This is a genomic window from Rhizobium mongolense USDA 1844, from assembly GCF_000419765.1.
Taxonomy (GTDB): domain Bacteria; phylum Pseudomonadota; class Alphaproteobacteria; order Rhizobiales; family Rhizobiaceae; genus Rhizobium; species Rhizobium mongolense.
Genome location: NZ_ATTQ01000029.1, coordinates 32,190 through 52,465, shown reverse-complemented (window position 1 = coordinate 52,465; position 20,276 = coordinate 32,190). Strand labels below are relative to the sequence as shown.

Annotated in this window: 22 protein-coding genes and 2 pseudogenes; 11 read left to right on the top strand and 13 right to left on the bottom strand. The window is 58.2% G+C overall.

What is annotated here, in order from left to right; all coding sequences use genetic code 11:
• The 7 genes from A3C3_RS0132625 to A3C3_RS0132590 form a co-directional block, all read right to left on the bottom strand.
• Positions 1-181: general stress protein (locus tag A3C3_RS0132625; RefSeq protein WP_028739483.1), on the bottom strand; the 181-nt coding region annotated here is incomplete at its 3' end.
• A gap of 24 nt (positions 182-205) precedes the next feature.
• Positions 206-523: a PepSY domain-containing protein gene (locus A3C3_RS0132620; RefSeq protein WP_022718745.1), complete on the bottom strand. Its 318-nt coding sequence runs from the start codon at positions 521-523 to the stop codon at positions 206-208.
• A gap of 1,014 nt (positions 524-1,537) precedes the next feature.
• On the bottom strand, positions 1,538-2,566 hold the full coding sequence (locus tag A3C3_RS0132610; RefSeq protein ID WP_022718743.1) for an extracellular catalytic domain type 1 short-chain-length polyhydroxyalkanoate depolymerase: 1,029 nt from the start codon (positions 2,564-2,566) through the stop codon (positions 1,538-1,540).
• Positions 2,567-2,674: 108 nt separating this feature from the next.
• Positions 2,675-3,220 carry a DUF1269 domain-containing protein gene (locus A3C3_RS0132605; RefSeq protein WP_022718742.1) on the bottom strand — a complete coding sequence of 182 codons (546 nt, stop codon included), beginning with the start codon at positions 3,218-3,220 and terminating at the stop codon, positions 2,675-2,677.
• Positions 3,221-3,510: 290 nt separating this feature from the next.
• Positions 3,511-4,095 carry a BA14K family protein gene (locus A3C3_RS44225; RefSeq protein WP_084797092.1) on the bottom strand — a complete coding sequence of 195 codons (585 nt, stop codon included), beginning with the start codon at positions 4,093-4,095 and terminating at the stop codon, positions 3,511-3,513.
• On the bottom strand, positions 4,092-4,247 hold the full coding sequence (locus A3C3_RS46310; protein WP_167521937.1) for a hypothetical protein: 156 nt from the start codon (positions 4,245-4,247) through the stop codon (positions 4,092-4,094). The genes A3C3_RS44225 and A3C3_RS46310 overlap by 4 nt, the downstream gene beginning before the upstream one ends.
• A gap of 977 nt (positions 4,248-5,224) precedes the next feature.
• A complete protein-coding gene (locus tag A3C3_RS0132590; protein ID WP_022718741.1) occupies positions 5,225-5,656 on the bottom strand; it encodes a winged helix-turn-helix transcriptional regulator in 432 nt (143 codons plus the stop codon).
• A gap of 89 nt (positions 5,657-5,745) precedes the next feature.
• Between A3C3_RS0132590 and A3C3_RS39880 the strand changes: the two genes are divergently transcribed.
• Positions 5,746-6,222, top strand: coding sequence for a hypothetical protein (locus A3C3_RS39880; protein ID WP_022718740.1), 477 nt, complete (start codon positions 5,746-5,748; stop codon positions 6,220-6,222).
• A gap of 115 nt (positions 6,223-6,337) precedes the next feature.
• Here A3C3_RS39880 and A3C3_RS48725 read toward each other — a convergent pair.
• Together A3C3_RS48725 and A3C3_RS0132580 are read right to left on the bottom strand one after the other, a co-directional pair.
• Positions 6,338-6,514: pseudogene (locus A3C3_RS48725) on the bottom strand (DUF4189 domain-containing protein); the annotation flags it as partial.
• Between the two features lie 6 nt (positions 6,515-6,520).
• Complete coding sequence (locus A3C3_RS0132580) at positions 6,521-7,285, bottom strand: GntR family transcriptional regulator (RefSeq protein ID WP_033419930.1); 765 nt, start codon at positions 7,283-7,285, stop codon at positions 6,521-6,523.
• A gap of 193 nt (positions 7,286-7,478) precedes the next feature.
• Here A3C3_RS0132580 and A3C3_RS0132575 point away from each other — a divergent pair, with 193 nt between their 5' ends.
• From A3C3_RS0132575 to A3C3_RS0132530, 10 genes are all read left to right on the top strand, one after another.
• A complete protein-coding gene (locus A3C3_RS0132575; protein WP_022718738.1) occupies positions 7,479-8,735 on the top strand; it encodes an ABC transporter substrate-binding protein in 1,257 nt (418 codons plus the stop codon).
• 121 nt (positions 8,736-8,856) lie between these two features.
• Entirely contained in the window at positions 8,857-9,972 is a 1,116-nt protein-coding gene (locus tag A3C3_RS0132570; RefSeq protein ID WP_028740195.1) for an ABC transporter ATP-binding protein, read from the top strand.
• On the top strand, positions 9,969-10,868 hold the full coding sequence (locus tag A3C3_RS0132565; protein WP_022718736.1) for a carbohydrate ABC transporter permease: 900 nt from the start codon (positions 9,969-9,971) through the stop codon (positions 10,866-10,868). The genes A3C3_RS0132570 and A3C3_RS0132565 overlap by 4 nt, the downstream gene beginning before the upstream one ends.
• A complete protein-coding gene (locus A3C3_RS0132560) occupies positions 10,865-11,743 on the top strand; it encodes a carbohydrate ABC transporter permease (protein ID WP_022718735.1) in 879 nt (292 codons plus the stop codon). The genes A3C3_RS0132565 and A3C3_RS0132560 overlap by 4 nt, the downstream gene beginning before the upstream one ends.
• Before the next feature lie 18 nt (positions 11,744-11,761).
• The gene (locus A3C3_RS0132555) at positions 11,762-12,286 is read left to right on the top strand and encodes a GNAT family N-acetyltransferase (protein WP_022718734.1); all 525 of its coding nucleotides are present in this window, start codon (positions 11,762-11,764) and stop codon (positions 12,284-12,286) included.
• Between the two features lie 130 nt (positions 12,287-12,416).
• Positions 12,417-13,574 carry a Gfo/Idh/MocA family protein gene (locus tag A3C3_RS0132550; protein WP_022718733.1) on the top strand — a complete coding sequence of 386 codons (1,158 nt, stop codon included), beginning with the start codon at positions 12,417-12,419 and terminating at the stop codon, positions 13,572-13,574.
• Between the two features lie 13 nt (positions 13,575-13,587).
• On the top strand, positions 13,588-14,472 hold the full coding sequence (locus A3C3_RS0132545) for a carbohydrate ABC transporter permease (protein ID WP_022718732.1): 885 nt from the start codon (positions 13,588-13,590) through the stop codon (positions 14,470-14,472).
• Entirely contained in the window at positions 14,469-15,326 is an 858-nt protein-coding gene (locus A3C3_RS0132540; RefSeq protein ID WP_022718731.1) for a carbohydrate ABC transporter permease, read from the top strand. The genes A3C3_RS0132545 and A3C3_RS0132540 overlap by 4 nt, the downstream gene beginning before the upstream one ends.
• Positions 15,327-15,400: 74 nt before the next feature.
• Positions 15,401-16,606, top strand: coding sequence for an ABC transporter substrate-binding protein (locus A3C3_RS0132535; protein ID WP_022718730.1), 1,206 nt, complete (start codon positions 15,401-15,403; stop codon positions 16,604-16,606).
• A gap of 84 nt (positions 16,607-16,690) precedes the next feature.
• Positions 16,691-17,824, top strand: coding sequence for an ABC transporter ATP-binding protein (locus A3C3_RS0132530; RefSeq protein WP_022718729.1), 1,134 nt, complete (start codon positions 16,691-16,693; stop codon positions 17,822-17,824).
• Between the two features lie 127 nt (positions 17,825-17,951).
• Here the strand turns inward: A3C3_RS0132530 and A3C3_RS0132525 are convergent, their stop codons facing one another.
• The 4 genes and pseudogenes from A3C3_RS0132525 to A3C3_RS39875 all read right to left on the bottom strand — a co-directional run.
• A complete protein-coding gene (locus A3C3_RS0132525; RefSeq protein WP_028740194.1) occupies positions 17,952-18,305 on the bottom strand; it encodes an EF-hand domain-containing protein in 354 nt (117 codons plus the stop codon).
• A 17-nt stretch (positions 18,306-18,322) separates the two neighbouring features.
• Positions 18,323-18,565 (bottom strand): glycine zipper 2TM domain-containing protein, encoded by a 243-nt coding sequence (locus tag A3C3_RS0132520; RefSeq protein WP_022718727.1) that lies wholly within the window; start codon positions 18,563-18,565, stop codon positions 18,323-18,325.
• Positions 18,566-18,908: 343 nt separating this feature from the next.
• Complete coding sequence (locus A3C3_RS0132515) at positions 18,909-19,274, bottom strand: helix-turn-helix domain-containing protein (protein WP_022718726.1); 366 nt, start codon at positions 19,272-19,274, stop codon at positions 18,909-18,911.
• 230 nt (positions 19,275-19,504) lie between these two features.
• Positions 19,505-19,903 (bottom strand): annotated as a pseudogene (locus A3C3_RS39875) (nucleotidyl transferase AbiEii/AbiGii toxin family protein); the annotation flags it as partial.
• Positions 19,904-20,276: the final 373 nt, after the last annotated feature.

The following is a 20,276-nucleotide window of genomic DNA, read 5'->3' as shown; positions in this document are numbered from 1 at the left end:
CGACTGCAGCGCCGATACCGGCGCCGGTTCCCGCACCTTCTGCTGCGCCAGAGGTGTCCCGATCGCGCCCATTGTTCGAGACGATGCTGATATCATCCGAGGGAATGCCAGCCGACTCCAATTCGTTCACGGCCGAGCGCGCGTCCGCATAGTCGTCGAAAAGTCCAGTTACGGTTCTCATTGTTCTTNTCCTTGATGGTGCTGGTTACTTGGCGACTACGTTTCCTTGGTAGTCGAGTGCGACCGATACCGATTTGCCGTCTTTGGTGGCGGACGCCATCCAGATCCCCTTGTCATCGAGCTTCAAGCCTTTGACATCGGTGTAACCTGCCTTCTCGATGCGCTCCTTGGCCTGGGCTTCGGTAAAGCTGTTGGCCCCTTCGACGGGCGCCGCCGGGTTTTTCGTGTCCGGGGTCGCTACTGCAGGTGTATTTCCGTTCGACGAGGGAGCGGGGGTGGTCTGGGCAAGTGCCGAGAGCGCGGATGCCCCTACCAGGGCGGCCGCCAGAATGGTGTTTTTCATCGGTGTTTCCTCTTCTGCGGACCTCATGTCGGATCCGTGATCGAAGAAACACCCTGCGGTGTTTTAAGTTCCAGCCAATTTAGGCATGGGTTCGTTACTGACCGCTACACAATCCTTGCTTGCATGCTCTTTGCGAGTTCCATCGTCCGCCGTAAAATTTCAGTTGCCAGCCAAATGGTGACTAAAACCTGCATTCGAGCGATTGCCAGCATCACCTAGGGAGGCACGGATGAAGAACGAAAAGGTCCGGCAGACAAGTGCGCTAGTCGAGAGACAACAGACACTTTGAGAATGCGTAAAAGGTTGCCCGGGAAGCATCAGACGAGGAGCGACGCCAGCGCGTACGGAAGCACAAACGACTTCCTCGGCTCGTCGTCTTGACGCGCAACGGCAGGAGCATCAACGCCACTGGTCCATCATTCCGAGGGCCCTTTCTTGGTCATTAGGTGAGTGACGTGTAACAATGGGCGCGCCGTGCGGTTGCGTTGTCGGCACGTCACAGGATGCGATGATGGAACAGACAGCGCTGACTGACGTTTGGCAGCGTGACCGATCACGGTCTCGATGGAGGAAACACCTAATGGCATCAACAGAAAAGAAGCAGGGAAGTAGCTCAGGCAAGGGCGAAAAGAGCGCATCCAGCTCCTCGCCCTCGAAGTCTTCTTCGTCCGGAAAGCAGGGCGGTTCTCACGAACAGCACGTCAAAGCGGGTCAGCAGAGCCACAAGACCTCAAAGTAACCACTCATCCGATCGAATGGAGCCCGCGGTTGATCCGCGGGCTCCCAGCGCCAGCCTCGACCGACGACGTCAAGGGTGACTATGAGCGTTTCAAGGCAAGCGGCGACGACCATGCCGCCGATTGAGGTGAGCGGCTCGACCATCGTCCAGTTGAACGATACCTGCGGCAACATCATTCGTCGACGGCTGCACGTTCCAGCCACCATAAAAATTTGGCTTTCAGGCTGCATTTTGGTTCGACTTCTCGCCCGGAACGAGAAAGGCAGCAGTTATGTTCAAGGAACGAACCGTTTCAAACCCCAGAGACGCATGAGCTCGGCTGGAGCGGAAATACCCGCGTCAAGGACATAGGGATCGAGCTTTCGTCCCCGGCCCTTCTTCCCGAGATCTCGCACTGGAAGCCCATGGCCAAACCCTTGTAACATGTAGAGCAACACCCGAAAACGCCCGTCTTGCTCCCACCGGACGAGCGTACCCCAGGGCCGGACAACTGTGCGGCGCATTTCTTCCGGGATGCCGCCAACCTCGAGCCATTGGGCAACGCATGCCTTCGCGTTAACGGACTTCACCACGCGGTCTTCTGTTCCTTGCCATATGGAGACTGGTGGCCATACGCTCTGTGCAGGCGAAACCGCTTTGACTGGGCTGCCCCATCCGCCCGGTGGAGGCGCGGTGCCGGATTTCATCGCACGCAAAGCGGATACTGCGTCCCTTGCGGTTCCAAAGGGCATTCCAGCGACGATCGCGACACCGGCAAAAAGGCCGGGATATGTTGCGATAAGGGCCGATGTCATTGCTCCCCCCGCAGATAGCCCCGCAATGTAGACCCGGGTCCGATCGATCCGGTGGCGGTCAATTGCATGTTCGATCATCTGCCGGACAGACATCAGCTCGCCGCGGTCACGCGCCACTGCGCTTGGCCGAAACCAGTTGAAGCAGCCATGGGCATTGTTGGCATTCTTCTGTTGCGGATAAAGAAGAACAAATCCGCGCTGGGCGGCGAGCCTGGAAAATCCGCTTGAAGCGTCGAAGCTCTCAGGCGTTTGCCGGCACCCATGAAGGATCACGACGAGCGGCGGCTTTGCTGGCAACCGCTTCGGAAGAAAAAGTTTCATTCCAAGCCGCCCGGGGTTACTGCCGAAGCCGACTATCTCCCTGAGGACCGGATTTGCGCCGCCTTTCGATCTGGTCGACGTGGGTCTCGTTTTCGTCTGCGAACTTTTCCAAGCCTTTTCGAAGAGGCTTTGAAACTTCCTTTGCGTCTTCAATAGTCGCGAGAAAGACTTCGCAAATCGCACCTTCACCGGCTACGTCCTTACCACGAGGTCTTCGACGCTTCTCCCGTAGCCAAAGGCAACCGTCGACAGACAAGCTTCAAATTTCTAGCGCTATTCGCAATAGTCCAGAAGCCATCACATGCTGGACGAAGGCGGAGCAGATGGGACGAGCGGTTCGGCGGCGAGGGCCCGACGTAGACGCTCCTCTTGCTCCGGAGACAGCGACGAGCGCAGTACCTTGGCATGCTCACCCTTGAATGCTTCCAGCACCTTCTCGGGCTGCGCCTTCCGGACGAGAAGGAACAGCGCCGAGCTATTGGCTGGAATCGCTTCGGCCAGCCGCTTGATGAGATCGTCGTCGATCCCATAGTCGGTTATTGAACCAGCAAGCGCGCCCGATCCGGCGCCGAAGGCGCCACCGAGGACCATGCCCGCCAGAGGGTTGAGGAACAGGAGACCGACCAGCGATCCCCACAGAGCACCAGAAACGCCGCCGCTCGCCGCGCCGGCCGCGGTAAGATTGATACTTTGTTTCAGTCGGACCTTGCCCGAGCTGTCGCGGACTGCGACGACCGCGTCTTCCAGATCGACAAGGTATTCCTTCTCGAGTTGGACAAGCCGGTTGAGAATGGCGTCCGCCTTGTCGGCGGTATCGAAACCGAGCACCACGAGTTCTGACATCGAGTTTCTCCGCGTTGGTATCTCGACAAGGACATAGCAGCCAAATGGATTTCGTCCATGGATCAAAAGCTACATATAAGCCTATGTGAGATCCAGGCTGCCCTCCGCTCTTGGAGGTCAATCAATCGAAGCCTGGATGCAAACGATAAGTGCTTCCGGTCCTGCTCAAGAACTGAAGACTCGTCTTTGCCTGATGGAATTTTAGTTTTCAGCGTAGTTGCTATCCCGCTCTCCAACTCACAACCGCGGCGTTTGCAACATGGTCCGCACCTCGCGATCACCGCCGGTGATCAGTTGCTCATCGCGACGAGGTCCGACGCGTCGCAGCTGCGCCGCGGCCCTTCCCATGGTTGATACGTATTGTCTTCCGGTCGATACGACTTGTATCGAGCGGCGCACCGGGCTGCCGCCTGTGTGTTCATTTTCGTGCCGACGCGTTCATTTGCTTCGGCGACAATTCGCTGGAACGGCGAAGAGCACTCGCGGGTCTCACCGCTATAGGATCGATAGCTATTGGTCGCGGGATTGAAGGAGCGGTAGCGTTCCGCACACCAAGCAAGGTGTTCGGTCGAAAGTTTTGGTTGCGTTGTGTGACGTTCGGTTGACGAGCGAGCGGAATCCGGCCGCCTCGCTCTTGAGGTCATAGTCGCCGACGCTTCGGTGACATAGCTCGAATAAAGAGGCGGAATTCGTTCATAACGCTGCTGCCGAGGATCGACTTTCACCGGCCTCGTAGTCCATAGATCGCGCGTTGCAAGGTCATTGAAAGCATGAGGTTCGGCATCCCCCACGACGTGTGACGCGACAGATGCGGCGGCTACGCACGCCCCGACCGAGCTGACGATTCCAAAGACAACGGATGCGATGGCTTTCATCTTCCCGCCCCTGCTATTGAGTTTGTGGAACCCCAACGCTGCCGGCGGTATCCTTTCGGCCTGGCGAAAAGCGCCGCCAGAATGCCGGCAATTGCCAGCAGGATGGCGAGCGGCGCGGTCAGATCACTAGATTTCTCTTCGGGATAGATCATTGTTCCTTCTCCTCAGCCCCTCGCGGCGGGGGCCGGCCTTTCGTGACCGCTGCCAACCAACGACCTGGGTAAGGGGTTGTTCCACGCCCAGGACCTCAGTCTGATAGTCCCCGGCCTTTTGTCCGAAACCCACCTCAATGTCCGTTGCTGGCACTATTTGCGGATCGAAAGGCGCCGCCGTCGCGGACACAGGCAGGAGATTGAAGGAGATACATGAATGATCCAACCGCCTAAGCTGGACGCAGGCGCCTGGCGATGCGTCTGCCGCCGATCCGGAAAACTGATAATGGGAGCTCGCGACCTGTGGTAGTTCGAGCTTTTCGAGCTCTAGCGGATGGAGTCGAGCCGCGCGGCTCTCTTCCGGGATCGAGCTTTCGTTGAGCAATTGCGAGATCGCGGTGACCAACTGCGCGAGGGCGAAAGGCTTCTGAAGCATGATGCTGTTCGGAAGACCTTTTGTTTCCCACTCGGCGGAATTGTTCCCACTCGTGTAAAGCAATCCCCGGCGCGATTTCGCGCAGCGCGAGCCACCTTCCAGCCGTCCGGCCCGTCTCCCAACCGGATATCGGAGATCAACCCTTGCCTGGGCGGATCGGCGGCGCCCAGATAATGTGTATGGCCTTCCTTCCGTCAGATACCGTGTGCACCTCGAATCCCGCGTCGGTGGGCACGTGTTGAAAGACCTGCAGCACCGAAGCGTCATCATCGACAAGCAATATTGTGACCGGCTGCATCTGGCGCCCTCGGAAAGCAAAGACTCGCTCGGCAACGCCCCATTGCTTAAGTTTCGGCACCATTCTCCACACAAACGCACGAGTTCAGGGACGATCAGTCACCTGTCGCCGGATCGGACACCTTTAGCTTGGCCGCCCTGAACCCAGGCCATGTGTGACGCTGATTCACAGCCGCGGACGAGTCGGTGTAGGTTGTTTTTCAGAGCTATGGCCAGGTACAGTGGCACTGCGGGCGCATGCCGGCTATTCGGGTGTTGCAACGCGAATCGGGCGAGTGCCGATCTTTGCCCCTGTGACGGCATCCACGGCTACCGGCTCAATATCCTCTCCTGTCTCCGCGTCGACGTATCGCGCCAACCTGCCTTCTCCACGATACTGGCGTCCCCACGCACCCAGTAAGACAAGCACCGGCAAGAAATCGCGTCCGGCGGCGGTCAGCTGGTACTCATCGCGCGGAGGCCGCTCCGAGTAGCGCCGCTTTTCCAGAAGTCGCTCCTCCGTCAGCGTCGCCAGCCGTCGGGTCAAAATGGTGGGGGCGATGCCCAGACTTTTGCGGAATTCGTCAAAGCGGGTGAGGCCCATGCTCGCGTCACGAAGGAGCAGCATGCTCCACGCGTCGCCGACGCAGGTGAGGCTGCGGGCAATTGGGCAAGAGGCGTCGGAAAGATTCTTCATGTTCGTATCATTTCGATAGTGACTTCGTATCGAAATGATAGTAACATCCTTTCAAGCTGTAATCCAGCACAAAGAAAGAAGTGACTTCCATGAACAAGATCAATCTTGGCGCTCCCCATCCAGAACTTAACCGCCGGCGCGCGCAATCGCATCATCATGTCGCCACCGGCCACCCGAGATCGGCACCATCCAAACGGAGCCTCGCGATGATCAACTTTATTGGTGGCTTGGTGGCATTCGGCCTGGCCGCGTCTCCGTTGCATGCCGATGAGCTGCCCCCCATGGCGGGGGAAAGTATCCATGTCGGCGGTTTTCATGGCGTCTTCTACTACACCGACGAAAATGACAGTTATCGAGTGGTTGCAACGATTGCGGAGGGAGAAGCCGGAGTTCCGGTGCGTTTCTCAGCCACTCTCTCCGAGGGGCAATCGGCGACGATATCCGTGCCGGGGAAAATTGGCGAACCTGGCCAAAGCCTCGAGATTTCGCGCTCGGACGACAAGCTTGTCGTCACCGACGTGGAGTCGATGTCCAACAAGAAGCTAATTGGGGCCATTGCCGAGTAATGGCCTCATCGAATGGCCCCCGGGGGCGTGCGCCACATCTTCATTGGTGCGCACTGGATTGGCCGCCGAGAACGTACACGATTTAAGGGAAGCAATGCGCGGTGTTTCGTCTGCCCTAGGTGCAGACCCATTCGCGGATCTTGCACTGGTTTTCCTGACCGCCACAGAGGCTCAGGGCCTCCCATTTCGTTTCGCGACAGGTTCCACCTAGCGACAGAGCTGCGCAATGCTCGTAGGGAAAGCCCGTGCCGTCGTCGTCATCCCAGTGGCGATGGTTGCGGAACACGTCGACATCTCGTCAATATTGCGCGATGTCGCCCGTTTCAGATTGCGCGAGCGTCAGGGGATAGCGTTGCGGGTGATGCACAAGGGCCGTGAGGTTCACCGGCCGGTTGCGGTTGTCGAAGGCAATCTGATCGACGGTCAGGACAGCGGCCGGCGAATGCAAGCCAAGCATCTCCGCCTCGTCAGCAGACGCCAGACGCGCGCTCAATGTTGTTTGCCCGCGCGACGGATGGATGTGATGGTGCTGGCGCAGCTCTGCATAGAGCGAGCGGTTGCCCACCGTCCAATCCAGGTCCAGAAGGCCAGGAACACGCGCGGCCGGCAGCCAATCCGTCTGAATGACAACCGGGATCTCATCGAGCAAGCGCAATCGGGAGAGCACGACGACATCGGCGCCGGGCGGCAGGAAAAGCGGCCGGCTGATCTCCAGCGGTGCACGAAGGACACGTGCCTCGATCAGGCGATGTCCAGGAACGCGGCCGTTCGAAATAGCTGTGGCGGTGAAGCTCTTGAGGACCTGCAGCTCGAAGCCGCCGCTATGTTCTGCCACATAAAGCCCTTTGCCCGGCTGGCTCGTCACCACGCCTTGCTGGACCAACTCGCGTATTGCGTGCCGAATGGTAATCCTACTGACATCGAAAAGATCAACTAATTCGCGTTCCGAGGGCAATTTCCCCCGCAACGGCAGCTTGCCGTTCCGAATCGACGTCAAAAGCGCTTCATAGACTTGCTTGTGGAGCGGCCGGGGATCTTCGCGATCCACCAGACTCTGAGGCATAATGGAAAGCGGGCGCTCCTGACGCTTGTTCAAACCTGTTCCCCTTTCCTTTGCTGTCATTTTGCAACCACTCTCCACGTAATTCTCGACAAAGTCCATATTGACATGACTGGATATAACCAGTCCTAATGTGTACCCAGGAGCCATAGAGTTCCATAGATACCGAAGCGCTATCACAAAAAGGGAACAGTTCATGTTGAAGAGAAGTCTTGCTGCTTTAGCCATCTCCGTCGGCATTTGGACCGGGAACGCCCATGCGGAAACCATTTCCGTATTCTGCTCGCCGACCGAGTTCGAGCTTTGTACGACGGTCGCCAATGCCTGGAAGGAAAAGACCGGCAACGAGGCGAAGATCAACAAGATGCCGGCTTTGCTGGATGATGCCATCCCGCTTTATCAGCAGCTTCTGGCGTCGAAATCCAAGGACATCGACGTCCTGTTTCTGGACGTCATCTGGCTCGGCATGTTCAAAAACAACCTGCTCGACCTGACGACCCTGGTGCCGCAGGCAGACCAGGACAAGCATTTCGCCTCGACGCTCGGCGCAGGCAAGCTTGACGGCAAGCTGGTCGCCATGCCCGCCTATATGGATGTCGGGCTGATGTATTATCGCAAGGATCTTCTGGAGAAATACGGCAAACAGCCGCCGAAGACATGGGACGAGCTTGCAGCCAGTGCAAAGGAAATCCAGGACAAGGAACGCGCCGCCGGCAATGGCGAGATGTGGGGTTATGCCTGGCAGGCCAAGAGCTACGAAGGTCTTACCTGCGACGCTATCGAACTGATCGCCTCAAACGGCGGCGGCACGATCATCTCGGACGATGGCAAGGTGACGATCGACAATCCGCAGGCAGCCGAAGCGATCGAGAAGGCCAAAGGCTGGATCGGCAGCATCAGCCCGGAAGGCGTGCTGAATTACGACGAGGAAGCCTCCCGCGCGATCTTCGAGTCCGGAAACGCAGTTTTCCATCGCAACTGGCCTTATGTTTGGGGAACGTCCCACCAGAAAGGCAGTGCTGTCATCGACAAGGTCGGCGTGATGCCGCTTCCCGTCGGCAAGGAGGGCCAAAAGTCGAGCGGCTGCCTCGGCCCGATGTATTACGGCGTCTCAAAGTTCAGTGCCAAGCCCGAGGTTGCGGCCGATTTCGTGAACTTCATCACCGCTCCCGACATGCAGAAGATGCGGGCGATCGAGGCGGCTTACAACCCGTCGATCCAGGCGCTTTACAGCGATCCGGACGTGCTGGCAAAATTGCCCTTCCTCAAGGACAACCAGCAGGCATTCGCCGATAGCGCAAGCCGTCCCTCAGGCTATACCGGCACGAGCTACAACCGCGTTTCGCAAGCCTTTTATCGCTCGGTCCACGACATGCTTTCAGGCGGCGGCGATATCAAGGCCGGGCTGAGCGCCCTTGCAGCGCGACTTGAGAAGTTGAAGGAGAGCCGTTGAGGCTTTCCTGACAAGCCGGCGCGAGCAGGTCCCCTTGCCTGCTCGGCGGCCGGCTTGCCTGCCGTGCAGCCGGCCACTGAAGTGGCCGTTGCTTTTCAGCATAATCAAGTTCGGGTGTAAGATGGCATCGGTTTCACTGGACTCCGTTTCAAAAAGCTATGGTACGCATTCCGTGATCGAAGATGTCGATCTCAGGATCAGGGACGGCGAGTTCATCGTCTTTGTCGGCCCGTCTGGTTGCGGCAAGTCTACCTTGCTGCGTATCGTCGCCGGTCTGGTGTCCCCGACAAAGGGTGCCGTCAGCATCGGCGGCGACGATGTCACCGACGTTCCGGCCTCCAAGAGGGGCGTTGCCTTTGTTTTCCAATCCTATGCGCTCTATCCGCATATGAGCGTTGCGCGCAATATCGGCTTTGCGCTGGAAACGCTCGGTCTTGCGCGCACCGCCATCAACGACAAGGTGCTCGCCGTTGCAAGAATGCTCAAGGTCGATCATCTCCTGGATCGCCGTCCGAGAGAGTTGTCCGGCGGCCAACGTCAGCGTGTTGCGATCGGCCGGGCGCTGGTCCGTCAGCCGGAGATCTTTCTTTTCGACGAGCCGCTTTCGAACCTGGACTCCGATCTGCGCATGGAGATGCGCATGGAGATCGCCAAGCTTCACGACGAACTCAAGACGACGATGATCTATGTGACGCACGATCAGTCCGAAGCCATGACGCTCGCCGACAGGATCGTTGTTCTCAATCACGGGCGCATCGAGCAGGTGGGGACGCCGCAAACCCTTTACCACGCGCCGGACAACCGCTTCGTGGCAAGCTTCATCGGAAGCCCACGGATGAACTTCCTGTCCGTTTCCATGCAAGATGCCGCCAGCGGCAAGAAGATTGCGGGCCCTGGTGGACTTTCTATTGACGCAGGATTTTTGGGTTCCGATGCAACGGCAGCGACCATCGGCGTGAGGCCGGAAGCCCTTACCATCGCAGCCGACGGCACCGGGCGCATATCAGGCGTCCTGGAGCGTGTCGAGGACCTCGGGCATGAGCATTTTGCCTATTGCCGCATTACGGAAGAGGTCGTGTGGGTGATCCGGGTGAATATTCCGCCTGCCAAGGAAATGATCGGCCTGCGGATCGGACTGAAGTTTGCTGACGAGGCGGTATTCGTCTTCGACGCGGCGGACCGGCGGATCGCGCAAAAAAGGGCGACTGCCAGCAATGTGAGGGCAGTAGAGCAATGAGCGCGCGTCTGGCCCGCCGCGACCACCTGGCCGCATGGCTTTTCCTCGTCCCCGTCATCATCGTGATGCTGCTCGTCGCCGTCTGGCCGCTCGCGCGGACTTTCTTCTTTTCCTTCACCGATGCCTATCTCGATGATCCTTCTATCTATTCCATGGTTGGGATCGATAATTTTCTCGACGTGATCAACGACAGAAGCTGGTGGGTGGCCGTCAGGAACACGATCGTCTTCACGGTCATTTCCGTTGCGATAGAAACCGTTCTCGGCCTTGCAATTGCGCTTTTGATCAATGAGGCCATCCCGGGACGGGGGCTGGTACGTGCTGCCATCCTCGTCCCTTGGGCGATCCCCGTCGTCGTTTCCGCAAAAATCTGGGAATGGATGCTGAACGACCAGTTCGGGGTGCTCAACAAGATCCTGATCGGACTGGGCTTTATCGATCACGGAATAGCCTGGACGGCGAGCAGCTCGCTGATTATGGGCGTCATCATTTTTGCCGACGTGTGGATGACGACGCCTTTCATGGTCTTGTTGATCCTCGCCGGACTGCAGCTGATTTCGCCGGAAATATTCGAAGCTGCAGAGGTGGACGGCATTCCGGCGTGGAAGCGCTTCTGGTCGATCACCTTGCCGATGCTTCGGCCGGCCATCGGGGTGGCTGTGCTCTTTCGCGTGCTCGATGCCCTTCGGATGTTCGACCTTGCCTATGTCATGGCTGCCAGCAATGAGAATGTCATGACTGTGTCGATCTATGCGCGCGACAGGCTCATCAGCTTTCAGGAGCTTGGTGTCGGCTCGGCCGCATCGACATGGGTGTTCCTCTTGGTGGCGCTCGCCGCCATCATCATCATCGGCGCGCTGCGTCTCGATCGCGCAAGCGGGGAGCTGACGAAATGACGGACGTTGCACTCTACAGAACGGTACGCAAACCCGCCGCCTACTACCGGGTGCGGCGACGCATCGTGAGGCTCTTTCAGTCCGCAGCACTCCTGCTCGTGCTGATCTACACGCTGTTCCCCTACTATTGGGCTTTCGTGTCTTCGACGAAGCAGGGCGCAGCACTCTACCGGGCTGCACTCGTTCCCGCGCTCGATTTTACCTACTACCGGCAACTGATCGACAATCCGGTCTTCATGGGCTCGCTGCTCAATTCCGCCTATGTCGCGGTGGCGACGACGTTCTTGTCGCTTTTCATCGGCCTCAGTGCCGCTTATGCGCTCGGGCGGATCGATTTTCCGCAGCGCCGGACACTGCTGATGATCATCCTGATGATCTCGATCTTTCCGCAGGTCGTCGTTCTGTCCGGCATGTTCGAGCTGATCAACTGGATGGGCTTGTTCAATCGTCCAAGCGCGCTGGTTCTGACCTATCTTCTCTCGACAGTGCCGTTCACGACCTGGGTTCTCACGACCTTCATCCGGGAATTCCCCCGTGAGCTGGAAGAAGCGGCAATCATCGACGGATGCTCGCATTTTCGCATTCTGATGAAGATCCTGCTGCCGCTGATGGGTCCGTCGCTCGCCAGCACCGGCATTTTGGCCTTCATCCTGGCGTGGAACGAGTTCCTCTTTGCACTCACCTTCACTTTGACGGACGAGAACCGCACGGTGCCGGTTGCAATCGGCCTCATTGCCGGAAACAGCCGCTACGAATATCCCTTCGGCCAGATCATGGCGGCCTCGGTTACCGTTACCCTCCCCCTCATATTGGTGGTGCTTTTCTTCCAGCGCCGCATCGTTGCGGGTCTGACGGCAGGCGCGGTCAAGGGATGAAAGACAAGGGACATAATCATGGACATGCTGGTAAAACTCTACGAACTTAAGCCCGATCCCGTGCTGGAGAAGCGTTTGGCAGATCAGGACATCCTGATCCGCCGGGTGCTTGCGCCCGAGCTCAAAGCGCTCACCTCGTGGATCGAGCCGCGCTTTGGCGCCGGATGGGCGTCGGAGGCCACCGTTGCCACCATGCGCCAGCCGCCGTCGTGTTTTGTTGCCGTCAAAGACGGTGAGCTCATCGGCTTTGCTTGCCACGAGGCGACGGCCAAAGGCTTCTTTGGGCCGACAGGCGTGGATGTTTCAGCCCGCGGCCACGGCGTCGGTCAGGCCTTGCTGATCGCCACCCTGCTCGACATGCACGCCCAGGGTTACGCCTATGGCGTCATTGGCGGTGCCGGCCCGATGGAATTTTATCGCCGCAGCGTTGGCGCGATCCCGATCGAAGGATCCGTTCCGGGAATTTATCGCGACATGCTTCCGATAGCCACTCCAAGCGAAGTCTCCGAATCTGAGAAACTGCAAACGGAAAAGCCGAGATGATATCGCGGTCGACTTTCGGCTCATGAAAATTAATTTCATGATTTCGGGAGAAGCCGCGTTAACAGTTGACGACTTGTAATTTTTGCCCCAACCTGAAGAAAATAAATTACGAAATGGGAACGACTTTAGCATGAAAGTGGGAATCGTAGGGCTGGGATTCCGGCTCGGCTATCTTGGCTATGTTTTCAAGGCTATCGACAGCAGCTTCGAAATCGCAGGCTATGTCGATCCGGAGCCTGCCGGCCTCCCCGGCTTGACGGAAAAGGGTATTTCGGTCGGCAAGGCCTACGCGTCGCCTCAGGAGCTTCTCACCGGCGAAAAGCTCGACCTGCTCATGATCGGCTCGCCCAACCACATGCATCTGGAACACATCCGGCTGGGCCTTGAGGCCGGCTTGAAAGTGTTTTGCGAAAAGCCGATTGTCACCACGATCGCCGAAAGCATCGAACTCGCCAGGCTCATGGCAAAGTTCGGCCATGAACGGCTGATGGTCGGCCTGGTGCTGCGGTACTCGCCGCTCTACAAGGACCTTCGCGCCATTCAGGCAGCCGGCAAGCTCGGCCAGATCGTCTCGATCGAGGCATCCGAACATATCGAGCCCTATCACGGCGCGTTCTTCATGCGCGACTGGAGACGTTACGAGCGGTACTCCGGCAGTTTCATGCTGGAAAAATGCTGCCATGACCTCGACCTCTATAACGGTGTGGTCGGCGCAAGGGCGGAACGCGTCGCAAGCTTCGGCGGACGCAAGAGCTTCATTCCTGCAAATGATCCAGCGCGTGAAGGGATCAACGACCTCGAACTCTTTCATCGCAAACCCAGCGGCTGGATGGGATCGGACAGGGTCTTCGACAGCGATGCCGACATCATCGACTATCAGGTCGCGATCGTCGAATATGCAAATGGCGTCGGCATGAATTTCCATACCAATCTCAACGTTCCCGATCAGTTCCGCCGCTTTGCCATCATGGGTTCGCGCGGGATGGCGGAAGGCGATTTCGTCCGCGGCTATCTCGACGTGCACGAGCAGCTGACCGGAAAGAAGATCGTTGAGACCAAGTATGCCGCAACCGAACTTTCCCAGCATTACGGCGCAGACGAACAGATGGCGGCCGACCTGCTCGACAGCGTCCGCACAGGCACCGAACTTCCCGTCTCGACGCTCAATGCGCTCGAGGCGGGCATCCTTGCGTTAGCGATGGACGAAGCACGGATGAAAAGGACAGTCGTCGATCTGCGTCCTGTGTGGGATCGCTTCGACGAGGCGCTCCACGCCAGAGCGGCTTGAGGAGGATGGCAGGATGAGTGTTCAAAAAAGCACCGTCATCTTCGCCTGGATCCTTCTCCTTCCAGCTGTCCTTTACGTCATGGCGATCGTCGCCTATCCGCTGGTCGATACGTTCATTCTTTCCTTCACCGACGCATCGCTCAGGAAGACAACGAACTGGGTCGGCTGGATCAACTACGAGAAGATCTTCAACGCCACATTTGCGGAAGTCATCCTGCGCACCTTCATATGGACGTTCTTTTCGGTTTCGATCAAAATGATCATCGGCACCTTCGGCGCGACGATGCTCAATGCTGCCGTGCCCGGCCGCTCGCTTTTCCGCCTGCTTACCATGCCGCCATGGATCGTGCCGATGGCGATCGGCATCTTCATGTGGGGGTGGATGTACAACGGACAGTTCGGGATGATCTCCGGCCTTCTGCAGCGCTTCGGCCTGACCGACGGACCGGTGGCATTCCTGGCTTACGGAAGTACTGCCTTCTGGGCAACGATCATCACCGACGTCTGGATCGGTGTTCCGCTGGTCACCATCTATTTTCTGGCCGCGATCCAATCCATTCCGAAGGACCTCTACGAGGCAGCCTGGACAGATGGCGCCGGACGATTTTATCGTTTCCGCCGCATCACGCTGCCGCTGATGGTCCCGGCGATCATTACGATGTCGATGTTGTCTTTGATCGCCACGTTCAATTCCTTCGATATCATTTGGATTCTGACCCAGGGCGGTCCGAGCGGTCAGACGACCACAATGATCATCGATACCTACCAGACTGCCATCGGCTCCAAGAAATACGGTGAAGGTGCTGCACGTGCGGTGCTGATCTGCATCTTCCTGTCGCTCTTCTGCTTTGCGTATTTCCGTGTCACCCGCCGTCTCAACCCGGAGAAGCGCGCATGAGCAGCCCCGCTATGATCGATCGCTACAGCTGGTGGGAACTCGTGCTGATCTATTGCGGCATCGCGCTGTTTCTGGCCTTCGTTCTTTCGCCCTTCGTCGAAGGCTTTCTGGTTTCGCTGAAGCCGTTGAGCCAGCTCTTTTCCTCGCCTTACCGGTTCTGGCCGGAGAACGGCTCCTTCGAGGCCTACCGGACGATGTGGGTCAGCGTTCCAGGTTTCGGGCGCTATATCTTCAATTCGTTCTTCATATCGATCATCGTAACGATAATCGTTCTGTGTCTCGTCATCCCGGCATCTTACGCCTTTGCACGGTTCGAGTTCAGGGGCATGGGCATCCTTCTCGGCGCCTTCCTGACGGTCAACATGTTCTCCGGCGCGGTACTCCTGATCCCTCTCTTCCGGCTGATGCGCAGCATGGGCGTCCTTAATACCTATCTCGCCATGATCGTGCCGGGCGTGGCCTTCCTCATTCCATCGGCGATCTGGCTTCTCAGGACCTATATGATCCGCATTCCCCAGGAATTGAATGAAGCCGCGTATATGGATGGCGCCAGCCATTTCTACACGCTTCGCCGCGTGATCCTGCCGATCGCCATGCCCGGGATCATCGTCGTGGCGATCACCACTTTCATCGGCGCCTATGCGCAGCAATTCATCTTCGCGCTGACCTTCAACTCGAAGACCGAATACATGCCTCTGCCGGTGGGACTCTTTGCTTATTTCGGTAAGCAGGAGGTCATCTGGAACGAACTGATGGCGGCCTCCTTCGTCGGCATCCTGCCGGCGATGGTCGTCATCTTCTTCCTGCAACGCTATCTCGTCGGCGGGCTGACCGCCGGTGCGGTGAAACAATAAGACCAAGAAAACGAGTGAACAGCTAACACAAGAATGGGAGTCACAACGTGAGTATTACCATCAGAACAGGCCTCATGGCACTCGCCCTGCTCGGTTCGACGGCGTTGACCGCTGTCACGGCCGAAGCCGCCGACCAGGAGATCAGCTGGATTTATTGCGGCGACAAGCTCGACGATATCCATGCGAAGTACATCAAGCAGTGGGAAGAAAAGAACACCGGCTGGAAGATCGCGCCGGAAGTCGTTGGCTGGGCCCAGTGCCAAGACAAGGCAACGACGCTTGCTGCGGCTGGCACGCCAGTCGCAATGGCCTATGTCGGTTCGCGTACCCTCAAGGAATTTGCCCAGAACGACCTGATCGTCGAGGTGCCGATGACCGACGAGGAAAAGAAGGCCTACTATCCGCACATCGTCGACACCGTCACCTTCGACGGCACGCAATGGGGCGTTCCGATCGCTTTCTCGACAAAGGCGCTTTACTGGAACAAGGATCTCTTCAAGCAGGCTGGCCTTGATCCCGAGAAGCCGCCGAAGACCTGGGACGAGGAAATCGAATATGCCAAGATCATCAAGGAGAAGACCGGAATCCCCGGCTTCGGCCTTTCGGCCAAGACCTTCGACAACACAATGCATCAGTTCATGCACTGGGTTTACACCAACAATGGCACGGTGACGGACGCGGAAGGCAAAATTACCCTCGATAGCCCTGAAGTGCTGAAAGCGCTGGAGGCCTATAAGAGCATCGTGCCCTACTCCGAAGAAGGACCGACGGCCTACGAGCAGAACGAAGTCCGCGCCATCTTCCTCGACGGCAAGGTCGCGATGATCCAGGCAGGCTCCGGTGCTGCCTACCGCCTGAAGGATACCAAGATCGACTGGGGCATCACGACCCTGCCGCTTGGCCCGCAGGCCAAGGGACCGGGCACTCTGCTCATCACCGACAGTCTTGCGATCTTCAAGGGTTCGGGCGTCGAGGACAAGGCAATCGAATTTGCCAAGTTCATCACCTCTCCCGGCCCCCAGGAGGAATATGAGCTCAACGGCGAATCCGGTCTGACGCCGCTTCGTCCGTCGCCGAATATCGACAAGCTGGTGACTGAAAAGCCTTACTGGAAGCCGTTGATCGACGGCATCAGCTACGGTGGTCCGGAGCCCCTTTTCACCGACTACAAGGGCTTCCAGAACTCGATGATTGCGATGGTGCAATCCGTCGTGACCGGTCAGGCCCAGCCGGCCGACGCACTCAAGAAGGCTGCTGGCGAAATCGAGGCGTTCAAGTAGCCTTCGTGGGGATCGCGGGGAGCAACAACCCGCGATCCTTCCTGATTGTGCAAGTGCTGCAACAGCAGCGACCGGAGACAGGTTTTGGGACAGCTTTTTCTCAATAAGGTGCAGAAATTCTACGGCGACTACGAAGTTCTGAAGGGCGTGCAGCTCGATGTGAAGAACGGCGAATTCGTTGTCTTCGTCGGTCCCTCAGGCTGCGGCAAATCCACCCTCCTGCGCATGATCGCCGGTCTCGATGCGACAACTGCCGGCGATATCGTCATTGACGGTATCCGGGTCAACGACCTGCCACCAGTCAAGCGCGGCATTGCCATGGTGTTCCAGTCCTACGCGCTTTATCCGCACATGACTGTATTCGAAAACATCGCCTTTCCGCTTCGCGTCGAGAAGATGGAGGAGTCAAAGCTCAAGGCAAAGGTCGAGAATGCGGCGCGCATTCTCCATCTCGACCAGCGCTTGCAGCAGAAGCCCGGCATGCTCTCCGGCGGCCAGCGCCAGCGTGTCGCAATCGGCCGCGCCATCGTTCGCGAGCCGAAAATATTCCTCTTCGACGAGCCGCTGTCGAACCTCGATGCCGCCCTGCGCGCCGATATGCGCATTGAGCTTGCAAAACTGCATCGCCAGTTGAAGGCCACAATGATTTATGTGACGCACGACCAGGTGGAAGCCATGACCATGGCCGACCGCATCGTCGTGCTGGATGCCGGCGACATCTCGCAGACCGGTGCGCCACTGGAGCTCTATCACAAGCCGGCCAACCTCTTTGTTGCCGGTTTCATTGGAAATCCGAAAATGAACTTCCTGCCGGTGACCTGCAAAAGCGTCAGCGATGCCGGCGTGGAGGTGGACCATGGCGGGCAGACCACCACTCTGCCGGTTGCTCCGCGCGAGGGCATGATCGGCAAGACACTTACGCTCGGCATTCGGCCGGAGCATGTGCAGCTTGGATCGGGCGACATCTCGCTGACCGTTACGCCGACGGTTATCGAACGGCTAGGCGCCCATACGGTCGCCTATGCCGCGCTGAACGGCGAGGGCGAGAACTTCTGCGCGATGCTTCCCGGCAGTGTCGGGATTCGTGCCGATACGCCTGTCGTCACGGGGATCAACGCCGCCGATTGTCACCTCTTCGACGAGGCCGGCATTGCCTTCGAGCGCCGCGTGGAACTCACGGAAATCGACATGACCGTGCTTGATCCGACAGCGGCCTAGGCGACCGTATTTATGGTTAAAGCCTGCCGGTTGCGCAACGGTACGAACGCACCTGGCCGTCGCTGCAGCGTAGAGGCGAGCGGAAACACGCTTGCCCCTGGCGCCAGGGTCGCTTTTGCGTTTTACGCTACTGCAGGCTCCCGTCGCCGCCGCGGTCGGCAGCCTTGAAGTCCGTCATCACCTTATTCAGGAACTCGTTCTGACTGACCTTGCCATCGCTGTTGGCGTCGGTGGCGGCGAACTGCTGGGTATTCAGAACTCGGGCAACTTCGTCGGAGTTCAGGCTGCCGTCCTTGTTCTTATCCAGGCCCGCGAAGGCCGACGTCATGAAGGCTTGATATTCGGATCGGTCGACCGCTCCATTCTTGTTACGGTCGAGCCGGTCCATTTGGCCCTGGTTCATAGCCATCGGTTGATTCTGCGCGGCGGCCGCAATGGCGGTGAAAAAAACCAATCCTGTCAGTAGGGCTACTCTTTTCATCATCCCGGCCTTTCGCATCAATTGCAGGTCAGGGCATTGCCGCCCGCAGCGCCCAGCGTGGCGCCGCCGCCAACAGCCCAGAGTTGCCCGGTCCCCGAGCCAATTGTCGCGCCGAGCAGTCCGCCGACGACCGCGCCGCCGACCGTACCGGCGATGCAGCCGAATTCGTTACTGCGTCCTCCTTGCGACGTTGCAGCAGATTGGCAGCCAGACAAAGCAAGGCAGCCTATGAGAGTAAGACTTATCGTGCACTTGGTCATTTTTTCCTCCAAGTATTTCCGTTCACGTTTAAGACAGACGGCGGAGGCGCCAATGAGTGGCGTCGGACGAAACAGCTTCTGAGTATGTCCCTCGTGTGTGAGGAGATTCTTCTGCTGATCAGAAGCAACTCACAGTCAAAGCATGCAGCGCGCGCTGAAGCTGCAACACTGCTACTGAATACTACCACCGCGCATGGGCGAAGACAACACGTGGCGCCTGTCTCGACCGCTGATGTCCTGCCGAAGCGAGATCAGATCGCTGGGTTCAGAGCTCCAAGACCGGACATAGATGAAGAGATTGCGGTCCCGCTCCTGCCTCGTTTAAAGCGGTCATCGGCCTGCCTCAGGCGTGCAGCCGGCGCAACAGCACGCTGAACCGCTCTTCAAGCGCATACGCTTTTAGGTCGGTTGCAGACTTATACGGCAGATCAGCCTTTTGCCCGCTCCTGACGTCGGTCGGGCTACAACCGAACTCCCGCCGGAAAGCGCGGCTGAATTCCGTCCCATCGTTGAAACAGTGTTGCTCAGCGATCTCGATGATGCGGCGTTGATCGTTCGGGTCAGTCAGTGCCGAATGTGCATCGAGCAGGCGCCGATGCTGAATATAATGCATGACGCCGCCAAATGGCTCGAACAGGCGATAGAGCCGCGAGCGTGAGACGCCAAGTTCCCGACGCAGGGTCTCGGTTGCTAGCTTAGGATCGAACAATCTGGATCACCGGCAGCCGCTTGGCAAGGAATCATGTAGTCAGTGAATAGCCGACCCATCCCGGTGCTCAGATTGGAGAATTCCGCGGCATTTAATGCGCCCGTTACTTCGGTGCAAAACACGTGGAACGAACAACATCAGCATTTTGCTATTGGTGACATGCCCTTCGAAAGGTTGCGGGGGGGCTCGCAACCAACGATTCCTGCGACTGGTTGAACGACCTATCCCGCACGCCCCAGCGCCACCAGCGCCTGAAATTTCTCGGCAATGACCGTTTCGCGCGCATAGCCCTGTAGTCGGGGTATTGGGAAGTCGAGCATGGAAGGATAGTCCAGTTCTTCGGCACCAGGCTCCAGTGCATCGCCAAAGCCGATGTCGATCGTCAGACTGATCCGGGCGCCGCTGATCGAGGCCGTCGTCCTCAGTCTGAGTCCGCCATACTCCAGCTCCTCCCGAATGCGGTCGACGCGAAGTGCGTCAGCGTCGAATTCCACGCCATCACCGGCGTCCTGCGCCAAGATCTCACGGAACGTCGCCAGCATCGGCTCAGCGCTCGGATCGCCGAAGCCCAGCAGATCAAGATCGCGCGTGCCACGGTGCGGATCATCGAACCAGCTCATCATCAGCATTTCCAGCGCCTTGCAGCGCGTGGACTCCAGACGGTCGTTCGACGCAGGTAGCGCCGCGTAAGATATGCGACCCAATGTCCGGGCGCCTTACATCTATGGCCTGAGGCCCAAGTTTGGCGTATTTCGACTTATACCGGTCCTCGGGTGCCAGCCACTCTTCAAGATAGCTCAAGGTGTTGATTTGCACGAGTGTCAGGCGACATGCAAAACTGGTCCGACCCTATTGCCTCATCGAAGACTGCTACCAAACGATGTGGCGGGTGGAAGAGCCGGCGAGTGCGGTTCGCCAGCACTCCGCGGCCGCTTCGGGTCCGTGGCTGCAACGGATCTCGCGATGGCTTGCGGCCGTTTCCCCAAAGGACAATAGACAGAG